This is a genomic window from Bacillus sp. Root131, assembly GCF_001429475.1.
GTDB lineage: Bacteria > Bacillota > Bacilli > Bacillales > Bacillaceae_G > Bacillus_A > Bacillus_A thuringiensis_S.
The window spans coordinates 1-14,838 of sequence record NZ_LMJQ01000021.1 but is presented as its reverse complement, the minus strand read 5'-3'; the positions used below and the strand labels follow the sequence as shown (position 1 = coordinate 14,838).

The window sequence follows — 14,838 nt, the reverse complement described above, 5'->3', positions numbered from 1 at the left end:
ATGATGGCAGAGAGGTCACACCCGTTCCCATACCGAACACGGAAGTTAAGCTCTCTAGCGCCGATGGTAGTTGGGACCTTGTCCCTGTGAGAGTAGGACGTCGCCAAGCAACTAAAAACACAAGTCTTTTGACTTGTGTTTTTTTATTTCCCATGAAATAGGTTAGGTTCTGTTAGTAAAAATGATGAAATATAGTAAGGGATTTTTTGAGCAGAAATATTAAGAAATTGATAAATAAATGGATAATCTTCAGAGCCATAGCTTCCAAGTAAGTCATACCACCAATCTGTTTCATACCTAGAAATCATGCTTAAATTATAGAGCAATAAATAATGAACAAGGAGTTCAGGTAATACTGGCTTAGGATTTCTAGGATCAGTCGTAAGTGGTAAATAATAAGTATTAGTAAGATGTTCATAGTATAAAGGAGTACTGTACATAGGATTCCATGATTGAATGGGCGCCGTAAAAAGTAAATTCGATTCATTAGTTTTCTCAGGTACGTGTCGCATTGATAAATGCTTACAAGATGTTTCAATGTAGCGAGAAAATCTCTCTTTAGTCATATGTAATCGATCTAGTAGGTTGACTGAAAAGGAGAGCTCATTTTTAATTGTTGAATCGATTTTATATAAAGTTGATCCTTTTTGACTATAGCGAAACAAATTTTGTAATTCTGGAATATTTCCCATTAGTTCTAGCATGTTAAATTTTTCTGCTTCTAAGTGTTTCATGTGAAACAGTTGTTCTGCAACATGAGTAAACAATCCGTTTTTTTGTATCTTCACCTCATCTTCTAAAAATTGATACCCTTGTTTTTTTCGTTTGCGAGTTGTAACGCCATGAGCTAAAACAGTAGTGGATTCAGGATAGTTAGGATCAATGGTTAGTAGACATGCTTTAAAAAGTTGACTAATTCCATAAAATAACAACATTGGTTGAATAGAAAATGGAGCTTTCTTATATAATTCATAATAATTTTTCCCGTGTTCTAGGTAATAAATAAAGGGATAACAATTTTCAAAACTTTTTTTTTCGGCATCCTGAATAGAGGATTTTTCATAACAACGGGCAAGATAACGTTGTACGTTTTGAGATGAAAAAAAGAAACTTAACTGCTGCCAAGTATAAGATGTTTGATGCATATATTACGCTCCTTTTATTGTCTAAAAATTCTAACATATATATACGTCCTTGACAGTATTTTAACCAATTGATAAGCTACTAATAATAATTTCTGGTATCATAGGGGGAACAATTATGTGGGAATCTAAATTTGTTAAAGAAGGTTTGACTTTTGATGATGTATTACTTGTACCAGCTAGGTCAGATATATTACCAAGAGAAGTAAGTGTTAAAACAGTTTTATCTGAAAGCTTACAGCTAAACATCCCGTTAATTAGTGCAGGAATGGATACAGTAACAGAAGCTGACATGGCTATTGCAATGGCTCGCCAAGGTGGTTTAGGAATTATTCATAAGAATATGTCTATTGAGCAACAAGCAGAGCAAGTTGATAAAGTAAAGCGCTCTGAAAGCGGCGTTATTTCAGATCCTTTCTTCTTAACTCCAGAACATCAAGTATATGATGCAGAACATCTTATGGGAAAATATCGTATCTCAGGTGTACCGGTTGTAAATAATTTAGATGAGCGAAAATTAGTTGGTATTATTACAAACCGTGATATGCGTTTCATCCAAGACTACTCAATCAAAATTTCTGACGTAATGACAAAAGAACAGTTAATTACAGCTCCAGTTGGTACTACACTGGAAGAAGCTGAAAAGATCCTACAAAAGTATAAAATTGAAAAACTCCCTCTTGTTGATAATAACGGTGTATTACAAGGGCTTATTACAATAAAAGATATTGAAAAAGTAATTGAATTTCCAAACTCTGCTAAGGATAAGCAAGGACGCTTATTAGTTGGAGCAGCAGTTGGTGTAACAGCTGATGCTATGCTTCGTATAGATGCATTAGTAAAAGCTAGTGTAGATGCAATTGTACTTGATACAGCCCATGGGCATTCTAAAGGTGTTATTGATAAGGTAAAAGAAGTTCGTGCTAAATATCCATCATTAAATATCATCGCTGGAAATGTTGCTACAGCTGAAGCAACGAAAGCATTAATTGAAGCTGGTGCAAACGTAGTTAAAGTTGGTATTGGACCAGGTTCTATTTGTACAACACGCGTTGTAGCTGGTGTTGGTGTACCACAATTAACAGCAGTTTATGATTGTGCAACCGAAGCTCGTAAACACGGTATTCCAGTTATCGCTGATGGCGGTGTTAAGTACTCTGGTGATATGGTGAAAGCTTTAGCAGCAGGAGCACATGTTGTTATGCTAGGTAGTATGTTTGCTGGTGTTGCCGAAAGTCCTGGAGAAACTGAAATTTACCAAGGTCGTCAATTTAAAGTGTATCGTGGTATGGGTTCTGTCGGTGCGATGGAAAAAGGAAGTAAAGATCGTTACTTCCAAGAAGGAAATAAAAAACTTGTCCCAGAAGGTATCGAAGGACGAGTGCCATATAAAGGACCTTTAGCAGATACAGTTCACCAATTAGTTGGTGGCTTACGTGCGGGTATGGGATATTGCGGGGCACAGGATTTAGAATTCTTACGCGAGAATGCACAATTCATTCGTATGTCAGGTGCTGGCTTACGTGAAAGCCATCCTCATCACGTACAAATTACAAAAGAGGCTCCAAACTACTCATTATAATGTCTTATATACAAATAGACAGAGATTTGATATCTCTGTCTATTTTTTTTTGATTATGTTAGAATAACGGTTATGTGAGTACATAGATATTGGGGGTAACAAAAGTGAAAGGTATGTTTTGCAAAAGATTCATTGCTTTGGTAACAGTGATTACACTAGCTTGTAGCATTTTTATGCCATATAGCAATGCATCAGCTGAAACAGGAGCCGCTTTAAACATTGAAGCAGGTGCGGCAATTTTAGTAGAAGCGAATTCTGGGAAAATTGTATATCAAAAGAATGCAGATGAATTATTATCCATTGCTAGTATGACAAAGATGATGAGTGAATATTTAGTTCATGAAGCAGTGGATAAAGGAAAACTTAAGTGGGACCAGAAAATTAAGGTTTCTGAATATGCATATAAGGTTTCACAAGATGCTTCATTATCAAATGTTGCGTTAGAAAATGGTGGCTCTTATACAGTAAAAGAGTTATATGAGGCAATGGCAATCTTTTCTGCAAATGGTGCAACAATTGCATTAGCAGAAGCAATTGCAGGTAAAGAAGTAGATTTCGTAAAAATGATGAATGATAAATCGAAAGAACTAGGATTGAAAAATTATAAATTTGTCAATTCTACAGGTTTAACGAATAAAGATTTAAAGGGAATGCATCCTGAAGGAACAACAGCGGATGAAGAAAATAAAATGTCTGCAAAGGATGTTGCAACTTTAGCACAACATTTAATTAAAGATTATCCAAAAGTGTTAGATACAGCAAAAATTCCTAAAAAAGAATTCCGTCCAGAAAAAGAGAAGTTTGCAATGTCAAACTGGAACTGGATGTTAAAGGGCTTAGTTAAAGAATATGATGGCGTAGATGGTCTGAAAACAGGCTCAACTCCAGAAGCAGGAGATTGCTTCACTGGTACGGTTGAAAGAAACGGTATGCGTTTTATTTCTGTAGTTATTAAAACAAGTTCTCATACAGCACGTTTTGATGAAACAAAGAAGCTATATGATTATGGATTTGCTAACTTTGAAGTGAAACAAATGTATAAAAAAGGTTCTTTAGTAAAAGGACAAGAAACAGTAAGAGTAGAAAATGCGAAAGATAAAGATGTAGCAGTTCAAACGAAACAAGCTATTTCACTTCCAGTGCCAAAAGGAAGTAAAGATGTTTATAAAACAGAATTAAAAGAATCAAGTAAGGGACAAGAAGCACCTATTAAAAAGGGAGCTGCGCTTGGTCAAATGGTAATTACGCCAAAAGATACAAACGACCCTGGATTTTTAACTGGTAAGTCGTTGCAAGTGGATCTTGTAACAACATCTGAAGTAGAAGAAGCAAACTGGTTTACTCGTGCTATGCGCGGAATTGGTTCATTCTTTAGTGGTATGTGGAATAGTGCTGTTGATACAGTAAAAGGTTGGTTTTAAAAGCTCCTCATGGTAGGGGCTTTTTTTTTATTCCTATTTTTCATACCGACTTTATGAAAAAGTAGTAGACAAGCATCTGATAGTTAGTGGTAGAATGTAAGAGTATTCTTAATTTTCGCCTTTAACGGGGGAAAGCAATTCACCTAGGGGGGTTTTTGTACATGACAAATGTAACAGGGACAGAGCGTGTAAAACGTGGAATGGCAGAAATGCAAAAAGGCGGCGTTATTATGGACGTAATTAACGCTGAACAAGCAAAAATTGCAGAAGAGGCAGGCGCAGTTGCCGTTATGGCATTAGAGCGTGTACCAGCAGACATTCGTGCAGCAGGTGGCGTTTCTCGTATGGCAGACCCAACAATCGTTGAAGAAGTTATGGGTGCAGTGTCAATTCCGGTTATGGCAAAATGCCGTATCGGTCACCTTGTAGAAGCACGTGTATTAGAATCATTAGGGGTAGACTATATCGATGAGAGTGAAGTATTAACTCCTGCTGATGAAGTATACCATTTAAATAAACGTGATTACACAGTTCCATTTGTATGTGGTTGCCGTGATATCGGAGAAGCTGCACGTCGTATTGCAGAAGGTGCATCTATGCTTCGTACAAAAGGTGAACCAGGAACAGGAAACATTGTAGAGGCAGTGCGTCATATGCGCCAAGTCAATGCAGAAATCCGTCAAGTTGCGAGTCTACGTGAAGATGAGTTAATGACATATGCAAAAAATACTGGTGCTCCTTACGAAGTATTACTTGAAATTAAACGTCTTGGTCGCTTACCAGTTGTAAACTTTGCGGCAGGTGGTGTAGCAACACCACCAGATGCTGCATTAATGATGCAACTTGGTGCTGATGGGGTATTTGTTGGATCTGGTATCTTCAAATCAGAAAACCCAGAGAGATTTGCACGTGCAATCGTTGAAGCAACGACTCATTATGAAGATTACGAACTAATTGCAAGCCTTTCTAAAGGGTTAGGTAATGCAATGAAAGGTATCGAAATTTCAACGTTATTACCAGAACAACGCATGCAAGAGCGTGGATGGTAATTAAAGGAGAACTTTAAAATGGTGAAAATCGGTGTACTAGGTCTTCAAGGTGCAGTTCGTGAACATGTAAAATCAGTTGAAGCAAGTGGTGCCGAAGCTGTTGTTGTAAAGCGTATAGAGCAACTTGAAGAGATTGATGGTCTTATTTTACCAGGCGGTGAAAGTACAACAATGCGCCGTCTTATTGATAAGTATGCTTTCATGGAACCACTTCGCACATTTGCAAAGTCTGGTAAACCAATGTTTGGTACATGTGCAGGGATGATTCTTCTTGCGAAAACACTTATTGGCTATGAAGAAGCACATATTGGTGCTATGGATATTACAGTTGAGCGCAATGCGTTCGGACGCCAAAAGGATAGTTTTGAAGCTGCGCTTTCAATTGAAGGCGTGGGTGAAGACTTCGTTGGTGTATTTATCCGTGCGCCGTATGTTGTAGAAGTAGCTGATAATGTTGAAGTGCTTTCTAAGCATGGTGACCGAATGGTAGCGGTAAGACAAGATCAGTTTTTAGCTGCTTCATTCCATCCGGAATTAACAGATGATCATCGTGTCACAGCATACTTTGTTGAAATGGTAAAAGAAGCGAAAATGAAAAAAGTTGTATAAGTAACTTGCAACTTGTATAAGATTATAGTAAATTGATGGTAACAATTTTATAAAATAAGCGTGTTGATAGGAAATAGTAACAAATGTTGTTTCTTATAGAGAGTCGATGGTTGGTGGAAATCGATAGAAACAGTTTGTGAATCCATCCTGGAATGGAATGTGGAACATCTTTTGGATTAGTAAGCATTCCCGGTGAAGAGCCGTTATTTCTACTTGAGAGGAAAGCGGTAATGCTTTCAACTAGGGTGGCAACGCGGGTTAACTCCCGTCCCTTTATATAGGGACGGGAGTTTTTTGTGTTTTATAAAATAAAAGGAGGAGTATATAATGCTTGATATTAAATTTTTACGTACAAACTTTGAAGAAGTAAAAGCGAAATTACAGCATAGAGGTGAAGATCTAACTGATTTCGGACGTTTTGAAGAACTTGATACGAGAAGAAGAGAACTACTTGTTCAGACAGAAGAATTAAAAAGTAAACGTAATGAAGTGTCTCAACAAATCTCTGTATTAAAGCGCGAAAAGAAAGGTGCAGAAGCTCTAATTTTAGAAATGCGTGAGGTTGGAGAAAAAGTAAAGGATTTTGATAACGAACTTCGCACAGTTGAAGAAGACTTAGAAAGATTAATGTTATCTATTCCAAATATCCCTCATGAGTCTGCTCCAGTCGGTGAAACAGAGGATGATAATGTAGTAGCGCGTACTTGGGGAGAAGTGAAAGAATTTACTTTTGAACCAAAACCACATTGGGATCTTGCTACTGATTTAGGAATTTTAGATTTTGAACGCGCTGGGAAAGTAACAGGAAGCCGCTTCGTATTTTACAAAGGTGCTGGTGCAAGATTAGAGCGTGCTTTAATTAGCTTTATGCTTGATCTTCATACTGATGAGCATGGATATGAAGAAGTATTACCTCCATATATGGTAAACCGTGCAAGTATGACAGGAACAGGACAACTTCCAAAGTTTGAAGAAGATGCATTCCGTATTGAAAGTGAAGATTATTTCTTAATTCCAACAGCTGAAGTACCTGTAACGAATATGCATCGTGATGAGATTTTAAATAAAGAGCAATTGCCTATAAGATATGCTGCATTTAGCTCTTGCTTCCGCTCTGAAGCAGGTTCAGCTGGTCGCGATACACGCGGTTTAATTCGCCAGCATCAGTTCAATAAAGTAGAGCTTGTGAAGTTCGTAAAACCAGAAGATTCTTATGAAGAGTTAGAAAAATTAACAAATGATGCAGAACGCGTGTTACAATTATTAGAGTTGCCATATCGCGTTATGAGCATGTGCACAGGCGATTTAGGATTTACAGCAGCGAAGAAATACGATATTGAAGTATGGATTCCAAGCTATGGCACATATCGTGAAATTTCTTCTTGTAGTAATTTTGAAGCTTTCCAAGCGAGACGTGCAAATATCCGTTTCCGCCGTGAGCCAAATGGAAAACCAGAACATGTCCATACATTAAATGGATCTGGTCTTGCAATTGGACGTACGGTTGCAGCTATTTTAGAAAACTACCAACAAGAAGATGGTACAATTATAATTCCAGAAGTTCTTCGCCCTTATATGGGAGGAAAAACAGTTATTAAGTAAATTTAAACATTCATCGGTATGAGTGATTGGTAATTATGAGCGTTGTCAGTACTGTAATGTAGGAAGGGGAAAGTAAAATTTTCCTTTCCTCATAATTTATTTTAGTAGGGTTGACTAACTGTTTTTCTTTTGATATTATATTTGATGTCAATATGGAGGTATACCCAAGTCTGGCTGAAGGGATCGGTCTTGAAAACCGACAGGCGGCGAGAGTCGCGCGGGGGTTCGAATCCCTCTACCTCCTCCAGATATAATTGACAACAGCGCATATAAGTGGAGATTGGAGAACTCGTTACCAACACGTAACGAGTTTTTATTTTAAAACCAATCATAAAGTATGGTGTAAGGTAATTTTGTCCTTATTACACACTCATATTCCGATGATTATCTTCATAGATATGAAAGGAGTTAACATGGATCTTATTATACAAACGTTTCCTTTAGATGGAAAAACTTTATATTATGTACAATGTCCTGTCTGTAAGAACAATAGAATTTTAAACAGTGGTGCAAATGTGTCACGCATTATAAGCGATGATACATTCCGTAAACTTTGTGGTTGCACTTGTGATGTAAAGCAAGCTGAGACAAAAGTAGAGGCACCAAAAAAGGTTGAAAAACCAGCTGTAAAGAAAGAGGCAGCTCCAAAACGTACAGGTAAAGTATTAACGGCAGTAATTAACGGGAAAGAAATGACTGTTAAAGAGATTGCTGAAGCATACGATATTAGTACAAGTACTGTTCGTCAGCGTATTAACGCAGGAAAACCTGAGAGTGAAATTATTGCTCCAACAAAGAAGAAGTAATTTAATAGGAAAACCCGTGCATATGCACGGGTTTTTTATTTTACAAGTTTACGTGTTTGTTTTAAAAAATGGCCAATTTTTTTAATGATTGGTTCGATTGAATCACCATCTTTTAAAATATCGTACTCATTAATATTTAAGCGTAATACAGGACATGAATTAAAGTTGTTAATCCAGTTTTCATAACGTCCATGCATTTCTTTCCAGTACTCAATTGGTGTTTGCTGTTCCATTGGGCGCCCACGTTCTTGAATGCGATCGACAATATCATCGAAAGAACCTTCTAAGTAAATTAATAAGTCTGGATGAGGGAAGTAAGGAGTCATGACCATAGCGTCAAATAAACCTTTGTATGTTTCATAATCAGTTTCCGTCATTGTACCTTTTTCATGATGCATCTTTGCGAAAATTCCAGTGTCTTCGTAAATGGAACGATCTTGAACAAAACCGCCACCATATTCAAAAATTCTTTTTTGTTCCTTAAATCGTTCTGCTAAAAAGTACACTTGTAGGTGGAAGCTCCAGCGAGTGAAGTCCGCATAGAATTTGTCCAAATATGGATTGGAATCTACTTTTTCAAATGATGTGCGATAACCTAAAGCATTAGCTAATGCAGTTGTCATAGTTGATTTACCCACACCTACCGTTCCGGCGATAGTGATTACTGCATCATTGGGTATATCATATTTTTGCCTTAAATTCATTATTATTTCGACTCCTTTAAGAGAGTATTTTGAAGGGCAGATAGGATGACGTTTAAATCATCAGGATTTTTTACAAAATCCATATCGTCTCCATTAAATTTCAATACTGGTATCTCCGGATGATCTTTTCTAAAAGTATCCATTGCTGTTTCATAATCTTTTGTGAGCTGTAGTAAGTAATTTGGATCCATGTTTTTTTCAAATTCTCTTCCGCGCAAGGTGATTCGTTTTTGCAATGTTTCTAGGCTAGCTGTTAAATAAACAATGACATTTGGCACAGGCATATCTTGTGTAAGGATACGATAAATTTGCATGTACTTGTCATATTGAGAGTCTTTTAATGTGCGGGATGCAAAAATTAAATTTTTAAAGATATGGTAATCTGCTACTACTGGTTTCCTTTGATTCAAATACTTTATGTTAATATCTTCTAATTGTTTGTATCTATTACAAAGAAAGAACATCTCTGTTTGAAAACTCCATTCGTCGATGTCTTCATAAAACTTTCCTAAAAAGGGATTTTCATCAACAATCTCTTTTAGTAAGTGGAGTTGCATGTGAGTTGAAATTTCCTTCGCAAGTGAAGTTTTTCCAACACCAATTGGTCCTTCAACCGTGATAAATGGTACTCCGGTCACGCTGTTTCCTCCTTTCAATCAGTGATTTACCGTGACTACTAAAAACACAAAACAGAATTATTGTAGCACAAGAGGGAAGCGAGTGGGTTAATTTGATATAAAAAGTTAGAAAATAGATATATGTATTAATTAAATTTTATTTTGGATGACGATGTTATATTTGCTTTCAATGTAGTTTCCATTATTTTTAAAGCATGTATATTATCTTGGTCGTTGTTAGAGGCGATACAATCCTGTGGTACATACAATTTATAATTTCTCATATGAGCATCATTAGCTGTAAATAGGATGCATATATTCCCGGCAACTCCTGTTAATATTAGATTTTCTATTTTTAAATAACCTAGTAATGAATTTAAAGGTGTTTCATAAAAAGCGGAATAATGTGGTTTAATAAAAATGTAATCATCAGAACTTGGAGCAATCTTATGGATTATATTTTCACTATATTTATTTGTACAATGAGTAATAAGTTGGTCGATATCAGATCTCCAAAGTTGATAATGGTCATTAACGTAAATTATAGGATAGCCGAAGGATTTCATTTTTTTCTTTAATTGTAAAATAGGGTTTGTTATAGTTTCGCATTTTTGAGCTAGAATGGGTCCGTGGGAAAATTGAAAATCATTAATCATATCGATAATGAGCAAGGCGGTATTTTTCATATGTAATCCCTCTCTTTTTCTTTTAGGGTGGATTGAATTTGTAAAAGTTATCCCCTGTGCAGTAAATGGAAATAAGTGTACTTTATTTGTAATGAAAGGACTATGTTATGGAACAAGATCGAGATATTTATTTTATGCAATTAGCGATAGAAGAAGCTAAAAAGGCGGAGGAAATACAGGAAGTACCAATTGGAGCAGTTATAGTGTTAGATGGTGAGGTAATTAGTGTTGCTCATAATTTAAGGGAAACTGAGCAAAGATCAATAGCTCATGCTGAGTTGCTAGCGATAGATGAGGCGTGTAAAAAATTAGGGACATGGCGTTTAGAAGATGCAACATTGTATGTAACATTAGAACCTTGTCCAATGTGTGCGGGTGGAATTGTTTTATCGCGAGTGAAGCGAGTTGTATATGGTGCAAGTGATCCGAAGGGCGGATGTGCAGGGACATTGATGAATCTTTTAACGGATGAACGATTCAATCATCAATGTGAAGTAGTAACTGGTGTACTTGAGGAAGAATGCGGTACGTTGTTAACAAACTTTTTTAGAGAGCTTCGTAAAAAAAGAAAAGCGATAAAAAAATTAGAGAAAAGCAATGGGAACTAACGTATTTGCATTTTATAAAGAAACAAGTTATACTGATAATGCCTTTAATGAAGGCAACCGAATATTGGTTTTAACTTTGCCGTGCTAAGCGGGGAGGTAGCGGTGCCCTATACTCGCAATCCGCTCTAGCGAGGCCGAATCCCCTCTCGAGGTTATGTTGCTGTAAGGTCTGCCTTAAGTAAGTGGTGTTGACGTTTGGGTCCTGCGCAACGGGACCCCGTGAACCTTGTCAGGTCCGGAAGGAAGCAGCAATAAGCGGGTCTTCTCGTGTGCCGCAGGAGTGCCTGAACCGAGCTAACTGCTTGAGTAACGCTTATGGTACGTAATCGACGGAGGGTGCACGGCAGTTATATATGTATACAAAACTCACCTTAATACAAAGGTGAGTTTTTTGTATAGAAAATAACTTTTGGAATCTATAAACAGAATGGGTTATAATAAATGAGATAATAACCTTTGAGGGAGGCCGTATTTTCGTGTCATACCAAGCGTTATACCGAACATGGAGACCGCAAAAGTTCGAAGATGTAGTCGGTCAAAAGCACGTGACAAAAACGTTGCAAAATGCCCTTCTTCAAGAGAAAGTTTCACATGCTTATTTATTTTCTGGTCCGAGGGGAACAGGAAAAACGACAATTGCAAAAGTATTTGCAAAAGCAATTAACTGTGAACATGCTCCGGTAGCTGAACCTTGTAATGAATGTCCTTCTTGTTTAGGAATTACACAAGGATCCATTTCAGATGTATTAGAAATTGATGCGGCTTCAAATAACGGTGTAGATGAAATTCGAGATATTAGAGATAAAGTAAAATATGCTCCAAGTGCTGTAGAATATAAAGTATACATTATTGATGAAGTTCACATGCTTTCTATGGGTGCATTCAATGCGCTTTTAAAAACCTTAGAAGAGCCGCCAGGACATGTTATCTTTATTTTGGCGACAACAGAACCTCATAAGATCCCGCCTACAATTATTTCGCGTTGTCAGCGTTTTGAATTCCGAAAAATATCAGTGAATGATATTGTTGAGAGATTATCAACAGTCGTGACGAATGAAGGTACGCAAGTGGAAGATGAAGCATTACAAATTGTTGCACGTGCTGCTGAAGGTGGTATGCGTGACGCGCTTAGTCTTATTGATCAGGCTATATCTTATAGTGATGAGATTGTTACGACAGAAGATGTATTGGCGGTAACAGGATCTGTTTCTCAGCAATACTTAGGCAATTTAGTAGAATGCATACGTGAAAATGATGTATCAAGAGCATTACAGATCATAGATGAAATGATGAGTAAAGGGAAGGATCCAGTTCGTTTTATGGAGGATTTCATTTACTATTATCGTGATATGCTTTTATATCAAACTTCACCGCAACTAGAACATATGTTGGAACGAGTAATTGTAGATGATCAATTCCGTAAGTTGAGTGAAGAAATGCAACCGGAAGTGATCTATGAGATTATTCATACCCTTAGTAAGGGACAACAGGAAATGAAGTGGACAAATCATCCGCGTATTTTCTTAGAAGTTGTTATGGTGCAGTTGTGTCAACAGTTTATGATGCAAGCAAACGGTACGGATCGTTTGCAAGCAATTATGAACAGGATGCAGCAATTGGAGAAAGAGTTAGAGCAAGTCAAAAAGAACGGTGTGCCAGCTGGTGTACAACAGGAAGTAAGAGAGACACGTGCAACACCAAAACCCGTACGAACAGGAAGTATGAAGATTCCTATCGGGCGTGTAAATGAAGTATTAAAACAAGCGAAGCGTCAAGATTTAGAACAATTAAAAGCTGTATGGGGTGAGTTGTTAGGAAGACTCAAATCATATAACAAAGTAGCGTTTGCTGTTTTACTAGAAAATAGTGAACCAGTGGCAGCTTCAGATGACACTTACGTTTTAGCATTTCAATATGAGATTCACTGTAAGATGGCGAGCGAAAATCGAGAAGCTATGGATACAGTAGAACAAGCTTTATTTGAATTGCTAAGTAAAAGGTTAAATATGATTGCCATTCCAAAAAGTGAATGGGGTAAAATCCGTGAAGACTTTTTACAACGTGAAGGTGGAGAGTCTGAAGAAAGCCCGGAGAAAAAGGAAGACCCTCTTATAGAAGAGGCAGTGAAATTAGTAGGACAAGAACTCATTGAAATAAAAGAGTAATAATAATTAGGAGGAATTAATTATGATGCGTGGCGGAATGGGAAATATGAATAACATGATGAAACAAATGCAAAAGATGCAAAAAGACATGGCGAAAGCACAAGAAGAGCTTGGTGAAAAAACAGTTGAAGGTACAGCTGGCGGCGGAATGATTACAGTTATTGCAAATGGTCACAAGCAAATTCTTGAAGTGAAGATTAAAGAAGAAGTTGTAGATCCAGAAGATATCGAAATGTTACAAGACTTAGTGTTAGCTGCAACAAATGATGCACTTAAAAAGGCCGATGAGCTATCAAACTCTACAATGGGTAAATTTACAAAAGGCTTAAACTTACCAGGTGGAATGTTCTAGGGGGATATTGATACATGCATTATCCAGAGCCAATATCAAAACTAATCGATAGTTTTATGAAGTTGCCAGGTATCGGACCGAAAACAGCGGTTCGATTGGCATTTTTCGTATTAGATATGAAAGAAGATGATGTGTTAGGTTTTGCGAAAGCACTTGTAAATGCGAAGCGAGATTTAGCGTATTGTTCTGTATGTGGACATATTACTGATCGTGATCCTTGTTATATTTGTAATGATTCGCATCGAGATCAATCAGTTGTTTGTGTCGTGCAAGAACCGAAAGATGTAATCGCGATGGAAAAAATGAAAGAGTATCAAGGTGTATATCATGTGTTACGTGGTGCGATTTCTCCTATGGAGGGAATTGGACCGGAAGACATTAATATCCCGCAACTCTTAAAGCGACTACATGATGAAACGGTACAAGAAGTAATATTAGCAACAAACCCTAATATTGAAGGGGAAGCTACAGCGATGTATATCTCCCGCCTCTTAAAACCTACAGGCATTAAAGTAACTCGTATTGCACATGGTCTGCCAGTTGGTGGAGATTTAGAATATGCAGATGAAGTGACACTATCGAAAGCGTTAGAAGGTCGCAGAGAAGTATAAGAGGAGAAACAAAAATGTTCTTTCAAAAAAAGGGTAAATTGCGTAAAGAGTATGATGATAAGTTAATTGTACTTTTGGAAAAAGTGAAGAATGAGTGGTTACGTCAGAAGAGAATGGTTGAACAAAGTGTAGAACCATCTCAAGATGTCATTTGTTCTTTGAAGATAGCAGAGGCGAAATATTTCTTCTTGTTGAAAGAAGCAAAGCGTCGTCCTGTAAAAATGGAACAATGGTAAAGGGTTCTGCTTTCTAAGCAGGCCTTTTTATTTTATTTGTTAAATGCTGAGGTGTTGTTTTATTAGGTTTATATGAAAGAGATGCCGTTTATGATAACTGTTCTTTTTTATTGTCTTGTCCCATACAAATAGATGTATAGGTCATTCATAAGGAGGAAAAGATGAATTCTACAATTATTATTGTTGGCATTCTTACTTTAGTGTTTATTTTTCTTGTTTTTGGTGTTGCCTCTAAGCCATTGCGTTTTATAGGTAAGGTGATTTTTCATGTTACTTTAGGCATAGCGTTGCTTTTTATCGTAAATGTTGTAGGGACATATTTTGATTTTCATATCCCGATTAACATGGGTACAGCAGCAATAACGAGTTTATTAGGCCTACCGGGTGTGGCAGCATTAGTGATTATTAAGCTTTATATTATGCCAAGATAAAATTATTTTGGCATTTTTTTAAAAAAGTGTTGACTATTAAATGATTAGTATGGTAAATTAATAAGCGTCGTCAGGAACGAAAGAAAAAAGTTGTTGACAGATTTAACGAGAAATGTTAAATTATAAAAGTCGCTGAAACGCGATATTGAACTTTGAAAACTAAACGAAACAAACAACGTGAAACGTCAATTTTTATTTTTAGATGCTAGACAAACTA

The 14,838-nt window shown here is 36.9% G+C and carries 16 protein-coding genes, 1 tRNA gene, 1 rRNA gene, 1 other RNA gene and 1 other annotated feature; of the genes, 15 read left to right on the top strand and 4 right to left on the bottom strand.

All coding sequences use genetic code 11. The features are described from left to right. Nucleotides 1-109: ribosomal RNA gene (gene rrf, locus ASE54_RS24365) — 5S ribosomal RNA — on the top strand; the annotation flags it as partial. Between the two features lie 34 nt (nt 110-143). Here the strand turns inward: rrf and ASE54_RS24360 are convergent. Next, a complete protein-coding gene (locus tag ASE54_RS24360) occupies nt 144-1,145 on the bottom strand; it encodes a YaaC family protein (protein ID WP_000554297.1) in 1,002 nt (333 codons plus the stop codon). 115 nt (nt 1,146-1,260) lie between these two features. Between ASE54_RS24360 and guaB the strand changes: the two genes are divergently transcribed. From guaB to ASE54_RS24325, 7 genes are all read left to right on the top strand, one after another. Continuing rightward, entirely contained in the window at nt 1,261-2,724 is a 1,464-nt protein-coding gene (guaB, locus tag ASE54_RS24355; RefSeq protein WP_000264089.1) for an IMP dehydrogenase, read from the top strand. A gap of 113 nt (nt 2,725-2,837) precedes the next feature. After that, complete coding sequence (dacA, locus tag ASE54_RS24350; protein ID WP_130055239.1) at nt 2,838-4,145, top strand: D-alanyl-D-alanine carboxypeptidase DacA; 1,308 nt, start codon at nt 2,838-2,840, stop codon at nt 4,143-4,145. A gap of 161 nt (nt 4,146-4,306) precedes the next feature. Further along, nucleotides 4,307-5,194, top strand: a complete 888-nt coding sequence (pdxS, locus tag ASE54_RS24345; RefSeq protein WP_000186159.1) for a pyridoxal 5'-phosphate synthase lyase subunit PdxS — start codon at nt 4,307-4,309, stop codon at nt 5,192-5,194. Between the two features lie 18 nt (nt 5,195-5,212). Beyond that, entirely contained in the window at nt 5,213-5,803 is a 591-nt protein-coding gene (gene pdxT / locus ASE54_RS24340; protein ID WP_000238785.1) for a pyridoxal 5'-phosphate synthase glutaminase subunit PdxT, read from the top strand. 54 nt (nt 5,804-5,857) lie between these two features. Continuing rightward, nucleotides 5,858-6,079, top strand: a binding site (T-box leader). A gap of 51 nt (nt 6,080-6,130) precedes the next feature. After that, nucleotides 6,131-7,405, top strand: a complete 1,275-nt coding sequence (gene serS / locus ASE54_RS24335) for a serine--tRNA ligase (RefSeq protein WP_000884191.1) — start codon at nt 6,131-6,133, stop codon at nt 7,403-7,405. Nucleotides 7,406-7,559: 154 nt separating this feature from the next. After that, nucleotides 7,560-7,652: transfer RNA gene (locus ASE54_RS24330), tRNA-Ser, on the top strand. Between the two features lie 166 nt (nt 7,653-7,818). Further along, the gene (locus ASE54_RS24325) at nt 7,819-8,211 is read left to right on the top strand and encodes a DUF3797 domain-containing protein (RefSeq protein WP_000364195.1); all 393 of its coding nucleotides are present in this window, start codon (nt 7,819-7,821) and stop codon (nt 8,209-8,211) included. A gap of 35 nt (nt 8,212-8,246) precedes the next feature. Here the strand turns inward: ASE54_RS24325 and ASE54_RS24320 are convergent, their stop codons facing one another. The 3 genes from ASE54_RS24320 to ASE54_RS24310 form a co-directional block, all read right to left on the bottom strand. Further along, the gene (locus ASE54_RS24320; protein ID WP_001053585.1) at nt 8,247-8,915 is read right to left on the bottom strand and encodes a deoxynucleoside kinase; all 669 of its coding nucleotides are present in this window, start codon (nt 8,913-8,915) and stop codon (nt 8,247-8,249) included. 2 nt (nt 8,916-8,917) lie between these two features. Next, on the bottom strand, nt 8,918-9,553 hold the full coding sequence (locus tag ASE54_RS24315; protein ID WP_000148222.1) for a deoxynucleoside kinase: 636 nt from the start codon (nt 9,551-9,553) through the stop codon (nt 8,918-8,920). Between the two features lie 125 nt (nt 9,554-9,678). After that, nucleotides 9,679-10,218: an isochorismatase family cysteine hydrolase gene (locus ASE54_RS24310; RefSeq protein WP_000798738.1), complete on the bottom strand. Its 540-nt coding sequence runs from the start codon at nt 10,216-10,218 to the stop codon at nt 9,679-9,681. Nucleotides 10,219-10,325: 107 nt separating this feature from the next. Here ASE54_RS24310 and tadA point away from each other — a divergent pair, with 107 nt between their 5' ends. From tadA to ASE54_RS24280, 7 genes are all read left to right on the top strand, one after another. Then, nucleotides 10,326-10,826 carry a tRNA adenosine(34) deaminase TadA gene (gene tadA / locus ASE54_RS24305; RefSeq protein ID WP_000434339.1) on the top strand — a complete coding sequence of 167 codons (501 nt, stop codon included), beginning with the start codon at nt 10,326-10,328 and terminating at the stop codon, nt 10,824-10,826. A 79-nt stretch (nt 10,827-10,905) separates the two neighbouring features. Beyond that, nucleotides 10,906-11,170: signal recognition particle sRNA large type (ffs, locus tag ASE54_RS35195), an RNA gene on the top strand. A 132-nt stretch (nt 11,171-11,302) separates the two neighbouring features. Further along, entirely contained in the window at nt 11,303-12,991 is a 1,689-nt protein-coding gene (gene dnaX, locus ASE54_RS24300) for a DNA polymerase III subunit gamma/tau (RefSeq protein ID WP_000121560.1), read from the top strand. A gap of 25 nt (nt 12,992-13,016) precedes the next feature. Continuing rightward, nucleotides 13,017-13,343: a YbaB/EbfC family nucleoid-associated protein gene (locus tag ASE54_RS24295; RefSeq protein WP_014894853.1), complete on the top strand. Its 327-nt coding sequence runs from the start codon at nt 13,017-13,019 to the stop codon at nt 13,341-13,343. Nucleotides 13,344-13,357: 14 nt separating this feature from the next. Continuing rightward, a complete protein-coding gene (gene recR / locus ASE54_RS24290) occupies nt 13,358-13,954 on the top strand; it encodes a recombination protein RecR (protein WP_000559169.1) in 597 nt (198 codons plus the stop codon). Nucleotides 13,955-13,968: 14 nt separating this feature from the next. Further along, entirely contained in the window at nt 13,969-14,190 is a 222-nt protein-coding gene (locus ASE54_RS24285) for a YaaL family protein (protein WP_000466019.1), read from the top strand. A 161-nt stretch (nt 14,191-14,351) separates the two neighbouring features. After that, complete coding sequence (locus tag ASE54_RS24280) at nt 14,352-14,621, top strand: pro-sigmaK processing inhibitor BofA family protein (RefSeq protein WP_001089273.1); 270 nt, start codon at nt 14,352-14,354, stop codon at nt 14,619-14,621. The last annotated feature ends 217 nt before the right edge of the window (nt 14,622-14,838 follow it).

Excerpts from the sequence above, each read along its gene's own strand:
- ASE54_RS24360 (WP_000554297.1), bottom strand. The coding sequence starts at position 1,145 with ATGCATCAAACATCTTATACTTGGCAGCAGTTAAGTTTCTTTTTTTCA.
- guaB (WP_000264089.1), top strand. The coding sequence starts at position 1,261 with ATGTGGGAATCTAAATTTGTTAAAGAAGGTTTGACTTTTGATGATGTA.
- dacA (WP_130055239.1), top strand. The coding sequence starts at position 2,838 with ATGTTTTGCAAAAGATTCATTGCTTTGGTAACAGTGATTACACTAGCT.
- pdxS (WP_000186159.1), top strand. The coding sequence starts at position 4,307 with ATGACAAATGTAACAGGGACAGAGCGTGTAAAACGTGGAATGGCAGAA.
- pdxT (WP_000238785.1), top strand. The coding sequence starts at position 5,213 with ATGGTGAAAATCGGTGTACTAGGTCTTCAAGGTGCAGTTCGTGAACAT.
- serS (WP_000884191.1), top strand. The coding sequence starts at position 6,131 with ATGCTTGATATTAAATTTTTACGTACAAACTTTGAAGAAGTAAAAGCG.
- ASE54_RS24325 (WP_000364195.1), top strand. The coding sequence starts at position 7,819 with ATGGATCTTATTATACAAACGTTTCCTTTAGATGGAAAAACTTTATAT.
- ASE54_RS24320 (WP_001053585.1), bottom strand. The coding sequence starts at position 8,915 with ATGAATTTAAGGCAAAAATATGATATACCCAATGATGCAGTAATCACT.
- ASE54_RS24310 (WP_000798738.1), bottom strand. The coding sequence starts at position 10,218 with ATGAAAAATACCGCCTTGCTCATTATCGATATGATTAATGATTTTCAA.
- tadA (WP_000434339.1), top strand. The coding sequence starts at position 10,326 with ATGGAACAAGATCGAGATATTTATTTTATGCAATTAGCGATAGAAGAA.
- ASE54_RS24295 (WP_014894853.1), top strand. The coding sequence starts at position 13,017 with ATGCGTGGCGGAATGGGAAATATGAATAACATGATGAAACAAATGCAA.
- recR (WP_000559169.1), top strand. The coding sequence starts at position 13,358 with ATGCATTATCCAGAGCCAATATCAAAACTAATCGATAGTTTTATGAAG.
- ASE54_RS24285 (WP_000466019.1), top strand. The coding sequence starts at position 13,969 with ATGTTCTTTCAAAAAAAGGGTAAATTGCGTAAAGAGTATGATGATAAG.
- ASE54_RS24280 (WP_001089273.1), top strand. The coding sequence starts at position 14,352 with ATGAATTCTACAATTATTATTGTTGGCATTCTTACTTTAGTGTTTATT.